This is a genomic window from Sphingomonas sp. GW821-FHT09B04, from assembly GCF_059418285.1.
Window position 1 is genome coordinate 282,331 of the sequence record NZ_JBWKPO010000005.1, and the last position, 17,170, is coordinate 299,500.

General features: G+C 64.4%; 20 protein-coding genes. All 20 read left to right on the top strand.

What is annotated here, in order from left to right:
* The first annotated feature begins 1 nt into the window (after nt 1).
* Genes AC07NK_RS17015 through AC07NK_RS17110 form a run of 20 tightly spaced genes read left to right on the top strand, consistent with a single transcriptional unit; the run spans nt 2 to nt 17,167 of the window.
* A complete protein-coding gene (locus AC07NK_RS17015; protein ID WP_495171800.1) occupies nt 2–376 on the top strand; it encodes an NADH-quinone oxidoreductase subunit A in 375 nt (124 codons plus the stop codon).
* Complete coding sequence (locus tag AC07NK_RS17020; RefSeq protein WP_447725413.1) at nt 373–933, top strand: NuoB/complex I 20 kDa subunit family protein; 561 nt, start codon at nt 373–375, stop codon at nt 931–933. Before AC07NK_RS17015 ends, AC07NK_RS17020 begins: the two co-directional genes overlap by 4 nt.
* Nucleotides 930–1,856 carry an NADH-quinone oxidoreductase subunit C gene (locus AC07NK_RS17025; protein ID WP_495171801.1) on the top strand — a complete coding sequence of 309 codons (927 nt, stop codon included), beginning with the start codon at nt 930–932 and terminating at the stop codon, nt 1,854–1,856. Before AC07NK_RS17020 ends, AC07NK_RS17025 begins: the two co-directional genes overlap by 4 nt.
* Nucleotides 1,856–3,091: an NADH-quinone oxidoreductase subunit D gene (locus tag AC07NK_RS17030; protein ID WP_495171802.1), complete on the top strand. Its 1,236-nt coding sequence runs from the start codon at nt 1,856–1,858 to the stop codon at nt 3,089–3,091. The genes AC07NK_RS17025 and AC07NK_RS17030 overlap by 1 nt, the downstream gene beginning before the upstream one ends.
* Nucleotides 3,088–3,351 (top strand): hypothetical protein, encoded by a 264-nt coding sequence (locus AC07NK_RS17035; RefSeq protein ID WP_495171803.1) that lies wholly within the window; start codon nt 3,088–3,090, stop codon nt 3,349–3,351. The genes AC07NK_RS17030 and AC07NK_RS17035 overlap by 4 nt, the downstream gene beginning before the upstream one ends.
* Nucleotides 3,344–3,712 (top strand): nuclear transport factor 2 family protein, encoded by a 369-nt coding sequence (locus AC07NK_RS17040; protein ID WP_495171804.1) that lies wholly within the window; start codon nt 3,344–3,346, stop codon nt 3,710–3,712. Before AC07NK_RS17035 ends, AC07NK_RS17040 begins: the two co-directional genes overlap by 8 nt.
* Complete coding sequence (locus tag AC07NK_RS17045; RefSeq protein WP_495171805.1) at nt 3,712–4,380, top strand: complex I 24 kDa subunit family protein; 669 nt, start codon at nt 3,712–3,714, stop codon at nt 4,378–4,380. Before AC07NK_RS17040 ends, AC07NK_RS17045 begins: the two co-directional genes overlap by 1 nt.
* A complete protein-coding gene (locus tag AC07NK_RS17050) occupies nt 4,377–4,547 on the top strand; it encodes a hypothetical protein (RefSeq protein ID WP_447725401.1) in 171 nt (56 codons plus the stop codon). Before AC07NK_RS17045 ends, AC07NK_RS17050 begins: the two co-directional genes overlap by 4 nt.
* Nucleotides 4,548–5,852, top strand: a complete 1,305-nt coding sequence (gene nuoF / locus AC07NK_RS17055) for an NADH-quinone oxidoreductase subunit NuoF (protein WP_495171806.1) — start codon at nt 4,548–4,550, stop codon at nt 5,850–5,852.
* A complete protein-coding gene (locus AC07NK_RS17060; protein ID WP_495171807.1) occupies nt 5,849–6,442 on the top strand; it encodes a hypothetical protein in 594 nt (197 codons plus the stop codon). Before nuoF ends, AC07NK_RS17060 begins: the two co-directional genes overlap by 4 nt.
* Complete coding sequence (nuoG, locus tag AC07NK_RS17065) at nt 6,442–8,448, top strand: NADH-quinone oxidoreductase subunit NuoG (protein ID WP_495171808.1); 2,007 nt, start codon at nt 6,442–6,444, stop codon at nt 8,446–8,448. Before AC07NK_RS17060 ends, nuoG begins: the two co-directional genes overlap by 1 nt.
* Nucleotides 8,445–9,494 (top strand): NADH-quinone oxidoreductase subunit NuoH, encoded by a 1,050-nt coding sequence (gene nuoH, locus AC07NK_RS17070; protein ID WP_495171809.1) that lies wholly within the window; start codon nt 8,445–8,447, stop codon nt 9,492–9,494. Before nuoG ends, nuoH begins: the two co-directional genes overlap by 4 nt.
* Before the next feature lie 2 nt (nt 9,495–9,496).
* Nucleotides 9,497–9,961, top strand: a complete 465-nt coding sequence (locus AC07NK_RS17075) for a hypothetical protein (protein ID WP_495171810.1) — start codon at nt 9,497–9,499, stop codon at nt 9,959–9,961.
* Nucleotides 9,958–10,443 carry an NADH-quinone oxidoreductase subunit NuoI gene (gene nuoI / locus AC07NK_RS17080; protein ID WP_495171811.1) on the top strand — a complete coding sequence of 162 codons (486 nt, stop codon included), beginning with the start codon at nt 9,958–9,960 and terminating at the stop codon, nt 10,441–10,443. Before AC07NK_RS17075 ends, nuoI begins: the two co-directional genes overlap by 4 nt.
* 30 nt (nt 10,444–10,473) lie before the next feature.
* Nucleotides 10,474–11,100, top strand: a complete 627-nt coding sequence (locus AC07NK_RS17085; protein ID WP_495171812.1) for an NADH-quinone oxidoreductase subunit J — start codon at nt 10,474–10,476, stop codon at nt 11,098–11,100.
* Nucleotides 11,097–11,402, top strand: coding sequence for an NADH-quinone oxidoreductase subunit NuoK (gene nuoK / locus AC07NK_RS17090; RefSeq protein ID WP_066575999.1), 306 nt, complete (start codon nt 11,097–11,099; stop codon nt 11,400–11,402). The genes AC07NK_RS17085 and nuoK overlap by 4 nt, the downstream gene beginning before the upstream one ends.
* Nucleotides 11,402–13,459 (top strand): NADH-quinone oxidoreductase subunit L, encoded by a 2,058-nt coding sequence (nuoL, locus tag AC07NK_RS17095; RefSeq protein WP_495171813.1) that lies wholly within the window; start codon nt 11,402–11,404, stop codon nt 13,457–13,459. Before nuoK ends, nuoL begins: the two co-directional genes overlap by 1 nt.
* Nucleotides 13,456–15,009 carry an NADH-quinone oxidoreductase subunit M gene (locus AC07NK_RS17100; RefSeq protein WP_495171814.1) on the top strand — a complete coding sequence of 518 codons (1,554 nt, stop codon included), beginning with the start codon at nt 13,456–13,458 and terminating at the stop codon, nt 15,007–15,009. Before nuoL ends, AC07NK_RS17100 begins: the two co-directional genes overlap by 4 nt.
* Complete coding sequence (nuoN, locus tag AC07NK_RS17105; RefSeq protein WP_495171815.1) at nt 15,009–16,463, top strand: NADH-quinone oxidoreductase subunit NuoN; 1,455 nt, start codon at nt 15,009–15,011, stop codon at nt 16,461–16,463. The genes AC07NK_RS17100 and nuoN overlap by 1 nt, the downstream gene beginning before the upstream one ends.
* Before the next feature lie 5 nt (nt 16,464–16,468).
* The gene (locus tag AC07NK_RS17110; protein ID WP_495171990.1) at nt 16,469–17,167 is read left to right on the top strand and encodes a biotin--[acetyl-CoA-carboxylase] ligase; all 699 of its coding nucleotides are present in this window, start codon (nt 16,469–16,471) and stop codon (nt 17,165–17,167) included.
* The last annotated feature ends 3 nt before the right edge of the window (nt 17,168–17,170 follow it).

Genomic DNA, 17,170 nt, shown 5'->3' on the forward strand with positions numbered 1-17,170 from the left:
CTTGGTCGATCTGACGCAATATCTGCCGATCCTCTTGTTTCTGGGGGTCGCACTGGTGCTTTCGAGTGCCTTCGTGTTCCTGCCGATGATCGCGGCGCGCTTCACGGGGGCGCATCAGCCGACCCCGGAAAAGCTCACCGAATATGAGTGCGGTTTCCCCGCGTTCGAGGATTCGCGCAGCCAGTTCGACGTGCGCTTCTACCTCGTGGCGATCCTCTTCATCATCTTCGATCTCGAGGCGGCGTTCCTCTACCCTTGGGCGGTCAGCGTGTTCGACCTCGGCTGGGTGGCGTGGATCTCCATGATGATCTTCATCGGCGAACTGGCGATCGGCCTCGCTTATGCGTGGAAGGTCGGGGCGCTGGATTGGGAATGACCGACGTGAACCAGACTTCTTCCATCCTCATGCCGCCCGCAGGCGGCTCGGTCGTCCAGCCCGATCAGGGGTTCTTCAACGACCTCAATGGCGAGCTCAACGACAAGGGTTTCCTCGTCACCTCGACCGAAGACCTGTTCCAGTGGGCGCGTACCGGCTCGCTGTGGTGGATGACCTTCGGCCTCGCCTGCTGCGCGGTCGAGATGATCCACGTCAACATGCCGCGCTACGACATGGAGCGCTTCGGCGCCGCGCCGCGCGCGTCCCCGCGCCAGTCGGACGTGATGATCGTCGCGGGCACGTTGTGCAACAAGATGGCCCCGGCGCTGCGCCGCGTCTACGACCAGATGTCGGAGCCCAAATACGTCATCTCGATGGGCAGCTGCGCCAATGGCGGCGGCTATTACCACTATAGCTACAGCGTCGTGCGCGGATGCGACCGCATCGTTCCGGTCGACATCTACGTCCCGGGCTGCCCGCCGACTGCTGAGGCGCTGCTCTATGGCGTGATGCAGCTCCAGCGGAAGATCCGTCGTTCGGGCACGGTGACGCGGTGAGGGCGCCGGCACCGAAATACGCCGCCAATGACGGCGTGATCGCGGCTGCACAGGCGGCGCTCGGCGACAAGCTGGTCGAGGCGACCGATCTGGTCGGCGAGGTCAACCTGACGGTGAAGCGCGACTCGCTGGTCGACGCGATGATCGCGCTGCGTGACACCGCTGGCCTTGAATATCAGGCGCTGATGGAAGTCGCGGGCGTGGACTATCCCGCCCGGGCCGAGCGCTTCGACGTCTGCTACATGCTGCTCAGCTACACGCGGAACCACCGCATCCGCGTCCGCGTGACGACGGACGAGGTGCAGCCGGTCCCGACCGTCACCGGCATCTGGCCGGTCGCCGGCTGGCTCGAGCGCGAAGTCTACGACATGTACGGCGTGCTGTTCGACGGTAACGAAGACCTGCGCCGCATCCTCACCGACTACGGCTTCCGTGGCCATCCGCAGCGCCGGGACTTCCCGCTCTCTGGCTTCGTCGAACTGCGCTACTCGGAAGAGGCCAAGCGCGTCGTGTATGAGCCGGTCCAGCTCGCGCAGGATTTCCGCAACTTCGACTTCATGAGCCCGTGGGAAGGCGCGCAATATGTGCTGCCGGGCGACGAGAAGGCGCCGCCTGCGCCGCCTGCGCCGCCCGCCGCCGCTCCGCCGCCGGCCAAGGCCCCCGAGGCCAAGCCCGCTGCTGCGGTGCCTGAGGCGAAGGGCGCGCCGACGCCGCTCACCGCCGACCAGATCGTCAAGGCCGATGACGCCGCCAAGCCGGTCAAGGCGCGCGTGCGCAAGCCCAAGACCAGTGATGGCCCCGCCGACACCGGCGCAGGCAAGGCGTCGCCCGACGCGGGCCCCAAGCCCGCTGATCCGGATGTTGTGAAAAAGCCCCGCAAGCCCGCGAAACCGCGTGCGAAGAAGGGGGAGGGTGAAGCGTAATGGCCCAGTATCTCGACGAAATCGCGGGGGTCACTGACGCCAGCGACCCGACCGTCGGCGACACCGCGATCGCCAACTACACGATCAACTTCGGCCCGCAGCACCCGGCGGCGCACGGCGTGCTCCGCCTCGTCACCGAGCTCGACGGCGAGATCATCGAGCGGATCGATCCGCATGTCGGCCTGCTCCACCGCGGCACCGAAAAGCTGATCGAGTACAAGACCTATACTCAGGCGCTCCCCTATATGGACCGCCTCGACTATTGCTCGCCGCTGGCGATGGAGCACAGCTTCGTCCTCGCGGTCGAAAAGCTGCTCGACCTCGAAGTGCCGGTCCGCGCCCAGTATCTCCGCGTGTTCTTCGCCGAGCTGACCCGCATCTGCAATCATATGCTCAATCTCGGCGCGCATGTGATGGACGTCGGCGCGATGACGCCGAACCTGTGGATGTTCGAGCTGCGCGAGGATTGCCTCAACTTCTTCGAGCGCATGTCCGGCGCGCGCATGCACCACAATTACCTTCGCCCGGGCGGCGTCCATCAGGACGTTCCGCTCAAGCTGCTCACCGATATCGGTGACTGGCTCGATAATCGCCTGCCGAAGCTGTTTGGCGACGCGATCAGCCTGGTCGCGGAGAACCGCATCTTCAAGCAGCGCAACGTCGACATCGCCATCGTCAGCCGCGAAGACGCGATCAAATGGGGCTTTTCCGGCCCGATGATCCGCGCGGCGGGCCTGCCCTGGGATCTGCGCAAGTCGCAACCCTACGACGTGTACGATCGCATGGACTTCGAGATCCCGGTCGGGACAAAGGGCGACTGCTACGACCGCTTCATGGTCCGCGTCGAGGAAGTCTATCAGTCCGCGCGCATCATGCGTCAGTGCCTCAACGAGATGCCGTCCGGCCCGATCGCGTCGCTCGACCGCAAGGTGGTGCCGCCCAAGCGTGCCGAGATGAAGCAGTCGATGGAAGCGCTGATCCATCACTTCAAACTCTATACCGAGGGCTTCCACGTCCCCGCGGGCGAAGTCTATGTCGCGACCGAAAGCCCCAAGGGCGAATTCGGCATCTACATGGTCAGCGACGGCTCGAACAAACCCTACCGCTGCAAGATCCGCCCGACCGCGTTCAGCCACCTGCAGGCGATGGACTTCATGTCGCGCGGCCACATGCTCGCGGACATCACCGTGATCCTCGGTGCGATGGATATCGTGTTCGGGGAGTGCGACCGGTGAGCGTCGCGCTTGGATATCCGTCTCGCGAAACTATTCCGACCCGAGGCTGGGAGCGTCTTTGCTTTGCAATGGCGGCCGTCCTGTTCGCGCTGGCGATGTTCGGCGCGATCACCACGGGTGAATTGCTCATGATCGGTGCAGCTGCACCCTTCATCGCGACGTTCCTCGGTACCGCCGCGATTTGCCGCACGCGCAGGATCAAGCTCGGCAAGGTGCGGGAAGCATTTTTGGCGAACCTCAAGGCGTCGGCGCATGGCTGACGCAACCACCATTCAGGACGCGCCGGTGAGCACCCGCATCGCCACCGCGCACGAGATGATCGCGCGCTACAATGCGCAGGATGCGGACGCCTATGTCGAGCTGATGACCGACGATGCCTGCGAAGCGGGCTATCGCGGCGCCGTGCTGCGCGAGGGGCGCGAAGGCGTCCGCTCGGGCCTCAAGGCGATGTTCGCCCAATTCCCGCAGAACCGCGCCGAGATCCTGGCCAGCTACGAGCTGGGTGAGACGGTGCTGCTCCACGAAACGGTCTCGCGCGCGCCCGATGGCGAGCAGTTCGAGGTCATGTCCATCTACACCTTCAGCGGCGACCAAGTGAGCCGCGTGGAGTTCATCCGCTAATGGCCGACGCAAACGCAATCGAAGACACGCCGGAAATCCGGGCACGCTGGGGCAATTTCGCGTGGGACGCGGAAACCGCCGCCAAAGCTGCGATCATCCGCGCGCGCTATCCCGCCGGACGCCAGCAGAGCTGCACCATCCCCTATCTCGACCTCGCTCAGCGTCAGGTCGGGGCGGAGACGAACACCCAGGGCTGGCTGCCGATCCCGGTGATCGAGTTCGTCGCGCGTGAGCTCGACCTCGCAGTGATCCGTGTGCTTGAGGTCGCGACCTTCTACACCATGTTCAACATGCACCCGGTCGGGAAGTACCATGTCCAGGTGTGCGGGACGACGCCGTGCTGGCTGCGCGGGTCGGACGATGTGTTCGCCGCGTGCAAGAACCGCGGCATGACCAAGGGCAAGACTACGCCCGACGGCCTGTTCACGCTGACTGAGGTCGAGTGCATGGGCAATTGCTCGAGCGCGCCGATGGTCCAGATCAACGACGACAATTACGAGGATCTGGATTACGACCGCACGGTCGCGATCCTCGATGCGCTGGCGAACGGACAGCAGCCCAAGACGGGCACGCAGGAGCCGGGCCGCCACACCGTCGAGCCGGTCGGCGGGCCGACCACGCTCAAGGAAATGGTCTCGGAAAACCACGACTACAGGGGGCAATGGTGAACAAGAACACGATCTACACGATCCTCGCCGTCATCGGCGGTCTTGTCGTCCTCGGCTGGGTGCTCAAGCTCGCCGTCAAGCTCTTCATCCCGCTGCTGCTGATCGGCGTCGGGGTGGCCGTGTACATCGCGGTCCAGAACAACAAGCGCATCGGGGGCCCGAAGTAAGTGCTCGCTGACAAGGATCGTATCTTCACCAACCTCTACGGCTATCAGCCGTGGAACCTGTCGGCTGCGATCAAACGCGGCGCGTGGGACAATACGAAGAAGCTGCTCGAGCTCGGCCCCGATGTGATCATCGAGAAGATCAAGGCGTCGGGCCTGCGCGGTCGCGGCGGCGCGGGTTTCCCGACCGGCATGAAATGGTCGTTCATGCCCAAGAATCCGACGCCCGAGCGTCCCAGCTTCCTCGTCATCAACGCCGACGAATCCGAGCCGGGTTCGTGCAAGGATCGCGAGATCATTCGCCACGACCCGCATCTGCTGCTCGAAGGCGCGCTCGTCGCGGGCTTCGCGATGCGCGCGCGCGCGGCGTACATCTACATCCGCGGCGAATATATCCGCGAAGCCGAGACGCTGTTCGCAGCGATCGAGGAAGCCTATGCCAAGGGCCTGCTCGGCAAGAACGCCTGCGGCTCGGGCTATGACTTCGACGTGTTCTGCCACCGCGGTGCGGGCGCCTATATCTGCGGCGAAGAGACCGCGATGATCGAGAGCCTCGAGGGCAAGAAGGGCCAGCCGCGCCTCAAGCCCCCGTTCCCGGCGGGTGCCGGCCTTTATGGCTGCCCGACCACGGTCAACAATGTCGAGAGCATCGCGGTCGCCCCGACGATCCTGCGTCGCTCGCCCGAATGGTTCGCCAGCTTCGGCAACGAGAATAACCGCGGTACCAAGCTGTTCCAGATCAGCGGCCATGTCGAAAAGCCGTGCGTGGTCGAGGAAGCGATGAGCATCCCGTTCCGCGAGTTGATCGAGAAGCATTGCGGCGGCATCCGTGGCGGCTGGGACAATCTCCTCGCGGTGATCCCCGGCGGCTCGTCGGTCCCGCTGGTTCCGGCGGCGCAGATCATGGACGCGCCGATGGATTTCGACGGCCTCAAGGCGGTCGGTTCGGGCCTCGGCACCGCGGCGGTGATCGTGATGGACAAGTCCACCGACATCGTGAAGGCGATCAGCCGGATCAGCTATTTCTACAAGCATGAGAGCTGCGGTCAGTGCACCCCGTGCCGTGAGGGCACCGGCTGGATGTGGCGCGTGATGGAGCGGCTGCGCACCGGCGACGCCGACATCAGCGAGATCGATACGCTGTTCAACGTCACTAAACAGGTCGAAGGCCACACCATCTGCGCGCTCGGCGACGCGGCGGCCTGGCCGATCCAGGGCCTGATCAAGCACTTCCGCCCGGAAATGGAGCGCCGCATCCTCGAAAAACAGGGCGGCGGGCTGAGCTCGATGCAGGAGGCGGCGGAGTGAAGGGGCTCGGTTTTATCCTTGCGGCCTTGGCTGTCGGACTGCCAGGCGTCGCTGCGGCGCAAAGCTCTGGCGTGATCGATTTGAATGCAAAGCCGCGGCCTTTCACCGCCGCGGACTATTCGAAGATGCTTGCCTGCACGCTTTCCCGTCATCCCGACGAAACCCGGCGCTACGCGCGGTATCATTTGCTCAGGCGCGATGTTCAGACGCCCGAGCAGAATGGGCGCGACCCGGATAGCGACCTCATGCTCGCAGCGCTCAAGGGTTGTTTTGAGATCCGGGTTGGGGAGCCGTTTCCGTTTTCGCTGGATAGCCTGGTTGCCGATTGGGGCGATGCCCACGGCGTCCGGTCATCTCAACCAGCCGCGGATGGTCCACCGGAGGTTGTTCTCGCACGCTGTGTCTGGGCAAAGCGCCCTGAGGCTGCGGAGAAAATGGTGAGTTCGAAGTCGCCGGACGAGATCACGATGGCCTTGGGTGCGGGCATGGCAGCCTGCGCTGGCCCGAGTGGATCGATCGACCTCGACAAGTTCCGAGAAGCGCTGAGGGCAAATCGCCCCGCTTCCGAAAGCAAGGGTGAGGCACGCTGATGCCCAAGGTTACCGTAGACGGGATCGAAGTCGAAGTCCCCGCAGGCGCCACCGTGCTGCAGGCGTGTGAGGCTGCCGGCAAGGAAATCCCGCGTTTCTGCTATCATGAGCGCCTCAGCATCGCCGGCAATTGCCGGATGTGCCTGGTCGAGGTGAAGCCGGGGCCGCCCAAGCCCCAGGCGTCGTGCGCGCTTCCCGCCGCCGACAATCAGGAAATCCGCACCGACAGCGCGATGGTCAAAGCCGCACGCGAAGGCGTGATGGAGTTTCTGCTCATCAACCACCCGCTCGACTGCCCGATCTGTGATCAGGGCGGCGAGTGCGACCTGCAGGATCAGTCGATCGCGTACGGGCGTGGCCATAGCCGCTACACCGAGAACAAGCGCGCGGTGACCGAGAAGTATATGGGTCCCATCGTCAAGACGGTGATGACCCGCTGCATCCAGTGCACCCGCTGCGTGCGCTTCGCCGAGGAAGTCGCCGGCGTGGAAGAGATCGGCGCGATCTATCGCGGCGAGAATATGCAGATCACGTCGTACCTTGAGAAGGCAGTTACCTCGGAGCTTTCGGGCAACGTGGTCGATCTCTGCCCGGTGGGCGCGCTGACCTCGAAGCCCTATGCCTTCGAGGCGCGTCCGTGGGAGCTCAAAAAGACCCTCGCGATCGACGTGATGGATGCCGTCGGCACCAACATCCGCATCGACAGCCGTGGCCGCGGCGTGCTGCGCGCGCTGCCGCGGATCAACGAAGACGTGAACGAGGAATGGGCGCACGACAAGACGCGCCACCATGTCGACGGCCTCGGCTTCCGCCGCCTCGACAAGCCCTATGTCCGCCGCGACGGCAAGCTGGTTGAAGCGACGTGGGACGAAGCCTTTTCGGCGATCGCGGTTGCGGCAGCCGGGGCAGGGGACAAGGTCGCTGCTATTCACGGTGACCTGCTCGATTGCGAGACGATCTTCGCCGCCAAGGCGCTGGTCAAGTCGTTCGGCTCCGACCTGCTCGAAGGCCGCCAGACCGGCATGGCCTATGACGCGACCAGCATGGCCGCGGTCAACTTCAACACCACCATCGCGGGTGTCGAGGACGCCGATGTCGTCCTGCTCGTCGGCACCAATCTGCGCTGGGAAGCGCCGCTGGTGAATACGCGCGTGCGCAAGGCGATCAAGAAGGGCGCCAAGGTCTTCGCGATCGGCCCCGAAACCGACCTGACCTACAAGGTCGAATGGCTCGGCAACGACCTGTCGCTGCTCGGCAAGCTGCCCAAGGCCGCGGCCGATGCGTTCAAGGACGCGCAACGCCCGATGGTCATCGTCGGCGGTGCCGCGCTCAAGAACGGCCATGGCGCCGCTCTGGCGCTCGCCAAGAAGCTCAACCTCGTGCGTGACGGCTGGAACGGCTTCAACGTGCTGCACATGGCGGCGAGCCGCATGGGCGGGCTGATGCTCGGCTTCGCGATGAAGGGCGGCATCGCCGACATCGTCGCGGCAGAGCCCAAGCTCACCTTCTTCCTCGGCGCCGACGAGGTGGACTTCTCGAAGTTCGCCAACAGCTTCAACGTCTATATCGGCCATCATGGCGACAAGGGCGCGCACGCAGCAGATGTGATCCTGCCCGGCGCCACCTATGCCGAAAAGGCCGGGACCTACGTCAACCTCGAAGGGCGCGTGCAGCGCGGCGACAAGGCCGTGTTCGCGCCCGGCGATGCGCGTGAGGACTGGACGATCCTGCGCGCGCTCTCGGAAAAGCTCGGCAAGACGCTGCCGTTCGACAATTTCGAACAGCTCCGCGCCGCGATGGCCGCCGATACCCCCGCGCTGGGTGCAGAGGGTCTCGCCAGCTTCGACTGGAACCCGCCGGCGCTCGACGCCAAGGGTGAAGGCGAAGTGGCTTACCCGATCGCCGACTTCTACCTCACCAACGCCATCTGCCGCGCCTCGCCGACGATGCAGCGTTGCTCGGCCGAACTGATCCACGGCCAGGACTTCGCGGAGGCCGCAGAGTGACCGCTTTCTTCCAGAACATTGTCGGCCTGCCCTTCGAATGGGCGTGGTTCGTCGCGACGATCGCGGGCATCCTGCTGATCGCGCTGCCGCTGATGCTGGCGGTGGCGATGATCATCTATGCCGACCGCAAGATCTGGGCGGCGATCGCGCTGCGTCGCGGTCCGAACGTCGTCGGCCCGCTCGGCCTGCTCCAGTCCTTCGCCGACGGTCTCAAGGTCTTCCTTCAGGAAACCATCATTCCGTCGAGCGCGAGCAAGGGCCTGTTCCTGCTCGGTCCGATCATCACCTTCACCGTCGCGCTGATCGTGTGGGCGGTGATCCCGTTCCAGGCGGGTGTGGTGCTGTCGAACATCAACCTCGGCCTGCTCTACATCCTCGCCGCCTCGTCGCTCGGCGTGTACGGCATCATCCTCGCCGGCTGGTCGTCCAACTCCAAATATCCCTTCTACTCGGCGATCCGCGCTGCGGCGCAGATGGTCAGCTACGAAGTCGCGATCGGCTTCGTGCTGGTCTCGGTCGTGCTGTGGGCGGGCACGTTCAACCTGTCGGGCATCGTCGAAGCGCAGAAGGGCCATGTCCTTGGCATCGTCAACGGCTTCGGCTTCAACCCGCTGCTGTTCCCGATGGCGGTGGTGTTCCTGATCTCGGCGCTGGCCGAGACCGCGCGCGCGCCGTTCGACCTGACCGAGGCGGAATCGGAGCTCGTCGCAGGCTACCAGACCGAATATTCGTCGATGGCCTTCGCGCTGTTCTGGCTCGGTGAGTACGCCAACGTCATCCTGATGTGCACGCTCAACGCGGTGCTGTTCTGGGGCGGCTATCTCCCGCCGCTGGACATCCCGATCCTCTACGCGGTGCCGGGCATCATCTGGCTGTTCGCCAAGATCCTGTTCTTCTTCTTCGTCTTCTCGTGGATCAAGGCCACCGTCCCGCGCTATCGCTATGACCAGCTGATGCGTCTGGGCTGGAAGGTCTTCCTGCCGATGTCGCTGTTCTTCGTGTTCGCGGTGTCGGGCTGGCTGATGATCCAGCGGGTGGGGCTGTGAGCTTGACCTTTCTGGCCCTTCTTCTGCCCAGCTTGATGTTGCAAGCCGATGCGCAGCGCCCCGTAATCAGTATTCCTCCACCCCCGCCGCCGCGGGATGGCGCTCAATCGCTTGAGTGCAATGTTACGACGTTGAATGGCAAGCAGCTTACCGCCAAGATCATGCTGGTATATGACGAGAACCCGATCTCCCCTTCGGTAGCGATACGCTCGTCGGATGAAGCCGTCCTTGCATCGATGGTGCTAACCGAGGCCACGCCGAGAAATAACTCGCTCTCAAGGTATTCAGGAGTGAAGCTGGCCAACGGGCGTTGGCAGGTGCTTGAATACCGGGTGAGCTCGTCCACCAGCGATCGGACGACGGTCACCTTCTATGAGCAGGACTATCCCCCAACTGAAGGGGGCGGATTCCATAATACAGCGAGTGCAGTCGGTATCTGCACGGTCAAACAAATGAGTCGCAAATGAGCGTCGCCCAACTCGTCCGTTCGTTCACCCTGTGGGAGTTCGTGAAGGCGCATGCCTTGACGTTCAAATACCTGTGGAAGCCCAAGGCGACGATCAACTACCCGTACGAGAAGAACCCGATCTCGCCCCGCTTCCGCGGCGAGCATGCGCTGCGCCGTTATCCCAATGGCGAAGAGCGCTGCATCGCGTGCAAGCTGTGCGAGGCGGTCTGCCCGGCGCTCGCCATCACGATCGAGGCCGAGCCGCGCGACGACGGCAGCCGCCGCACCACGCGCTACGACATCGACATGACCAAGTGCATCTATTGCGGTCTGTGCCAGGAGGCCTGCCCGGTCGATGCGATCGTCGAGGGACCGAATTTCGAGTTCGCGACCGAAACCCGTGAGGAGCTGATCTACCATAAGGAAAAGCTGCTCGAGAACGGCGACCGCTGGGAGCGCGCAATCGCCGCGAACCTTGCCGCCGATGCACCGTACCGGTAAGCGCGCGGCACCAAAGGGGAACTTGATTCCGTGATCCAGGCAATCGCCTTCTACATGTTCGCCGCGGTGGTCATCCTCGCCGCCGCGATGACGATCTCCGCGCGCAACCCGGTCCATTCGGTGCTGTGGCTGATCCTCGCCTTCTTCAACGCCGCGGGCCTGATGGTCATCGCCGGTGCCGAGTTCATCGCGATGCTGCTCGTCATCGTCTATGTCGGCGCGGTCGCGGTGCTGTTCCTGTTCGTCGTGATGATGCTCGACATCGACTTCGCCGAGCTGCGCGCGGGCTTCGTCCGCTACGCGATGTTCGGCCTTGCGCTCGCGGTCGTCCTGCTGGCTGAGGTCATTATCGGCGTCGGCGCATGGAGCGCGGGCGGGGTCGATCTCGCCAGCCGCATCGCTCCGATCGACGCGGATACCGCGCTGGGTCAGGTGCCCAATATTAAGGCGATGGGGCTGCTGCTCTACAGCCGCTATCTCTATGTGTTCGAGGCCGCCGGCTTCGTTCTGCTCGTCGCGATGATCGGTGCGATCGTCCTCACCCACCGCCAGCGCGGCGGGGTGATGAAGCAGAATATCTGGAAGCAGGTCAGCCGCCGTTCGGAGGATGCCATCCGCAAGGTCAATCAGCCCGTCGGGCAGGGGATAGAGCTGTGATCGGTCTGACACACTATCTGGTCGTCAGCGCGATCCTGTTCACGATGGGGGTGCTCGGCATCTTCCTCAACCGCAAGAACCTCATCGTCATCCTGATGGCGATCGAGCTGATCCTGCTGTCGGTGAACCTCAACCTCGTGGCGTTCTCGTCCTATCTCGGCGATCTGGTCGGCCAGATCTTCGCGATGTTCGTGCTGACCGTCGCCGCGGGTGAGGCCGCGATCGGCCTCGCCATCCTCGTCATCTATTTCCGCGGCCGCGGCACGATCTCGGTCGACGACGTCAATCGGATGAAGGGCTGATGTCTTCGATCCATTTCATCGTTTTCCTGCCGCTGCTGGCAGCGATCGTCGCGGGCTTTAGCAACCGCGCGTTCGGCACGTTCTTCCCCAAGGTCGTGACCACCGGGGCGCTGTTCATTGCCGCCGCGCTCAGCTGGATGACCTTCATCCCGTATCTCAGCGGCACGGCGGAGCCTCAGGTGGTTCAGGTGCTGACCTGGATGCATTCGGGCAGCCTCAACGTATCCTGGGCGCTGCGCGTCGACAGTCTCACTGCGGTGATGCTGGTGGTGGTGACGAGCGTCTCGGCGCTGGTCCACCTCTACAGCTGGTCGTACATGGACGAGGATCCCGATCAGCCGCGCTTCTTCGCGTACCTCTCGCTGTTCACCTTCGCGATGCTGATGCTCGTGACCGCGGACAATCTGCTTCAGATGTTTTTCGGCTGGGAAGGCGTCGGTCTCGCGAGCTATTTGCTGATCGGCTTCTGGTTCAAGAAGCCCTCGGCCAACGCCGCCGCGATCAAGGCATTCGTGGTCAACCGCGTTGGTGACTTGGGCTTCATGCTCGGCATCTTCGGCGTGTTCCTGGTGTTCGGCACGATCTCGATCCCCGAGATCCTCGCCGCCGCGCCGAACCATGCCGGCAGCACGATCGGTTTCCTCGGCTACCGCTTCGACACGCTGACTGTGCTCTGCCTGCTGCTGTTCGTCGGCGCGATGGGCAAGTCGGCGCAGCTCGGCCTCCACACCTGGTTGCCCGACGCGATGGAAGGCCCGACCCCGGTGTCGGCGCTGATCCACGCCGCGACGATGGTCACCGCGGGTGTGTTCATGGTCTGCCGCCTGTCGCCGCTGTTCGAACAGTCGCCGGTGGCTCTGGGCTTCATCACCTTCATCGGCGCCGCGACCTGTCTGTTCGCCGCGACGGTGGGCACGACCCAGACCGACATCAAGCGCGTCATCGCCTATTCGACCTGTTCGCAGCTCGGCTACATGTTCTTCGCCGCCGGCGTCGGCATGTACGGCGCCGCGATGTTCCACCTCTTCACCCACGCCTTCTTCAAGGCGCTGCTGTTCCTCGGTGCCGGCTCGGTGATCCATGCGATGCACCACGAGCAGGACATGCGCTATTATGGCGGCCTGCGGAAACACATCCCGGTCACCTTCTGGACGATGATGGCGGGCACGCTCGCGATCACCGGCGTCGGCATCTACTGGCTCCATGCCGGTTTCGCCGGCTTCCACTCGAAGGACGCGATCCTCGAGGCGGCCTATGCCGCCGGCGGGGGCGGGCAGGGTGCCTTCTGGGTCGGCGTGTTCGCCGCCTTGCTCACCAGCTTCTACAGCTGGCGCCTGATGTTCCTGACCTTCTGGGGCAAGCCGCGCTGGACGCAGTCGGAGCATATCCAGCACGCGATCCACGATTCACATGGGCATGACTCGCACGGCCATGACGACCACGCGCATGGTCACGACGATCATCACGCGCACGACGCCCATGGCGACGGTACCGGCGGCTACAAGCCGCACGAAAGCCCGCTGCCGATGTTGATCCCGCTGCTGCTGCTGTCGGTCGGTGCGGTTTTTGCCGGGTTCGCCTTCAACAAGTTCTTCATCCAGCCCGAGGCTGGCGAGATCTTCTGGAAGGGCGCTGTCGCGTTCGACGAGCATCTCGCGCACGCGATGCATGAAGTGCCGCTGTGGGTGAAGCTCTCGGCGACGATCGTGATGCTGCTCGGCCTGTTCGGCGCATGGGTGGCGTACATCAAGTCGCCCACCATCCCGGCGCGCTTCACCGCGACCTTCGGGCTGCTGTACAAGTTCCTGCTCAACAAATGGTATTTCGACGAGCTCTACAACGCGCTCTTCGTGAAGCCTGCTTTCTGGTTCGGCCGCCTCTTCTGGAAGAAGGGCGACGAGGGCACGATCGACCGCTTCGGGCCCAATGGTTCGGCGGCCGTCGTCAAGCTCGGCAGCGTGCTGACCGGCAAGCTCCAGTCCGGATATGTCTATAGCTATGCGTTCGTCATGCTGATCGGCCTGACGGCAGCCGTTACCTGGGTGATCGCGCGATGAGCGGTATTCTCTCCCTCATGCTCATCGTGCCGCTCGCCGCGGCGCTGATCTGCCTGTTCGTCAACGCCAGTCAGGCGCGCTGGATCGCGCTCGGCGCGACGCTGATCGATCTTGCGCTCGGCGGGGTGCTCTGGGCCAATTTCGAGATTGGCGGGCCGCAGTGGCAGTTCGTCGAATACACGCCGGTCTTCGGGCGCTTCGCCTGGGCGCTCGGCATCGACGGCTTCGCGCTGCTGCTGATCATGCTCTCGGTGTTCCTGATGCCGATCTGCATCGGCGCCAGCTGGGAAGCGATCACCGATCGCGTCCAGGAATATATGGCGGCGTTCCTGATCACCGAAGTGCTGATGATCGGCACCTTCGCGGCGCAGGATATCTTCCTGTTCTACGTGTTCTTCGAAGCTGGCCTGATCCCGATGTTCCTGATCATCGGCATCTGGGGCGGGGCGAACCGCATCTACGCGTCGTATAAATTCTTCCTCTACACGTTGCTCGGCTCGGTGCTGATGCTGATCGCGATGATGTATATGACCATCACCGCGGGCACGACCTACATCCCCGATCTGATGGCGTATGACTTCCCGGCGCATGTCCAGACATGGCTATGGCTCGCCTTCTTTGCCTCGTTCGCGGTCAAGATGCCGATGTGGCCGGTCCACACCTGGCTTCCCGACGCGCACGTTCAGGCGCCGACCGCGGGTTCGGTGATCCTCGCGGGCGTGCTGTTGAAGCTCGGCGGCTACGGCTTCCTGCGCTTCAGCCTGCCGATGTTCCCCGAAGCCTCGGCGCAGCTGATCTGGCTGGTGTTCGGCCTGTCGTGCATCGCGGTGGTGGTCACCAGCCTGATCGCGCTCGTCCAGAACGACATGAAGAAGCTGATCGCCTATTCGTCGGTCGCCCACATGGCGATCGTCACCATCGGTCTGTTCACCTTCAACCGTCAGGGTATCGAAGGCGCGATGATGGTGATGCTGGGCCACGGTCTGGTGTCGGGCGCGCTGTTCCTCTGCGTCGGCGTCATCTACGATCGCCTGCATACTCGCGAAATCGACCGTTACGGCGGCCTCGCGATCAATATGCCCAAATACGCCGTGCTGTTCATGCTGTTCACCATGGCGTCGGTCGGCCTCCCGGGCACCAGCAACTTCGTCGGCGAACTGCTCGCGCTGATGGGCGCGTATCAGGTGTCGACGCTGGTCACGCTGATCGCCACCACCGGCATCATCCTCGGCGCCGCCTATATGCTCTACCTCTACCGGCGCGTCGTATTCGGCGATCTGGTCAAGGACGACGTCAAGGCGATGCCCGACCTCAACAAGCGTGAGATGGCGTTGCTCGCTCCGCTCGCTGCGGTGGTGCTGTGGATGGGTGTCTATCCCGAAAGCTTCCTCGCGCCGATGCGCAACGACGTCGCGCTGCTGCTGGAGCGGATCGACCGCGCCAAGCCCGCGGGCGACAGCCTGCCAACGCCGGGCAACCCGGCCGCCGCGCACGCCGCTGAACACAAATCCGCCGGACACGGCGAAGCTGCCAAGGGGGCGGCGCACTGATGGATTACGCAGCTGAAATCACGAAGGTCCTGCCCGAGGTCGTTCTCTCGGTCGGTGGTCTCGCGCTGCTGATGGTCGCCGCCTGGGGTGGCCAGGCGGTGTCTCGTCTGGTGAGCTGGGTCGCGGTGCTGGTGCTGATCGGGGCGGGCATCGCGCTCACTGGTCCAGCCTCCAATGGCGGCCTCGCCTTCCACGAGCTGTACAAGGCCGACCTGTTCGGCGCCTATGCCAAGGCGTTGATCTTCTTCGCCGCGGCGATCTCGATCATCATCGCCCCGCGCTTCTTCGCGCGGACCGCGGGTGAAGATCTGCGTCCCGAATATCCCATCCTGATCCTGTTCGCGACCGCGGGCATGGGCATGATGGTCTCGGCCAACGACATGCTGACGCTCTATGTGGGGCTCGAGCTCAACAGCCTCGCGTCGTACGTCCTCGCCAGCTTCGTGCGCCGCGATGTGCGCTCGGCCGAAGCGGGCCTGAAGTATTTCATCCTCGGCTCGCTCGCCTCGGGCATCCTGCTCTATGGCATCAGCCTGGTGTACGGCTTCAGCGGCACCACCATCTTCGGCGATATCGCCACCGCCTATGCCGGTGCGCAGGGCAGCACCAAGATCGGCCTGCTGTTCGGTCTCGTCTTCATGTTTGCCGGCTTCGCGTTCAAGATGTCGGCGGTCCCGTTCCACATGTGGACCCCCGACGTTTACGAGGGCGCGCCGACCCCGGTGACCACCTTCTTCGCCTCGGCGCCCAAGGTTGCCGCCATCGCGCTCGCTGTCCGCGTCGCGATCGAGGCAATGGGCCCGGTGACCAGCGACTGGCGCCAGATCGTCGTCTTCGCCGCGCTCGCCTCGATCGTGCTCGGCGCGGTCGCCGCGATCGGCCAGACCAACATCAAGCGTCTGCTCGCCTACTCCTCGATCAACAATGTCGGCTTCGCGCTGATCGGCCTCGCCGCGGGCACCGCGGATGGCGTGGCCGGCGTGCTGACCTATCTCACCATCTATGTCGTGATGACGCTGGGCAGCTTCCTCGTCGTGCTTCAGATGCGCGATGCCGACGGCAAGCCGGTCGAGACCATCGCCAGCCTGTCGGGCCTGTCGCGCACGCGCCCGGCGCTGGCGGCGGCGCTGGCGATCTTCATGTTCAGCCTCGCGGGCATCCCGCCGCTGTTCGGCTTCTGGGCCAAGTTCGCGGTGTTCTGGGCGGCGGTCGAGGCTGGGCTGTTCTGGCTCGCGGCGATCGGTATCGCGGCCTCGGTGATCGGCGCCTTCTATTACCTTAAGGTCGTCAAGACGATGTACTTCGACGCGCCGGCACCGGAGTTCGGCCGTGAGAGCAACCCGGTCGAGGGCGGCCTGATCGCCGCTGCCGCGCTGTTCGTCTCGCCGCTCGGTTATCTGCTGATTCCGGTGCTCAGTGCCTGGTCGCTGGCAGCGGCGAAGACGCTGTTCTGACCGGCCTGATCCGCACGGTCGCGCAGACCGGCTCGACCAATGCCGATATGCTCGCGCTCGCCTCGGCGGGCGCGGGTGAGGGCAGCTGGCTCCGCGCCGAGCGCCAGACCGGCGGCAAGGGGCGCCAGGGCCGGCCGTGGGACTCGCCTCCCGGCAACCTCTACGCCAGCACGCTTGTCCGCCAGCGCCCCGCCGATCCGCCTGCGGCCACCCTCGCTCTCGTCGCCGCGGTCGCGCTGGAAGAGGCCGTCCGCGTGTTCCTGCCCGCGGGTGCCGCGATCAAATGGCCCAACGACCTGTTGATCCACGGCGCCAAGCTCTCGGGCATCCTGCTCGAACGCGCGAACGACGCGATCATCATCGGCATCGGCGTCAACCTCGCCTATCATCCCGACCTGTCCGATCGCCCCACCACCAGCCTCGCGGCACAGGGCGCGCCGGTCGATCCTGCTACCTTTCTCGACGTTCTCGCCGACAGCTTCGCGCGCTGGCTGTCGCGCTGGCGGCAGGAGGGACTCGATCCCGTCCGCCTGCGCTGGCTCGATCGCGCGCACGCGCCCGGCACCGCGCTCACCGCGCGTCTGCCCGATGGCGAGGCGATCGACGGGCTGTTCGACGGCCTCACCGGCGACGGCGCGCTCATCCTGCGCTTGGCGAGCGGCGTACGCCGTGTCATTCACGCCGGCGACGTGTTCCTGATTTAAGGG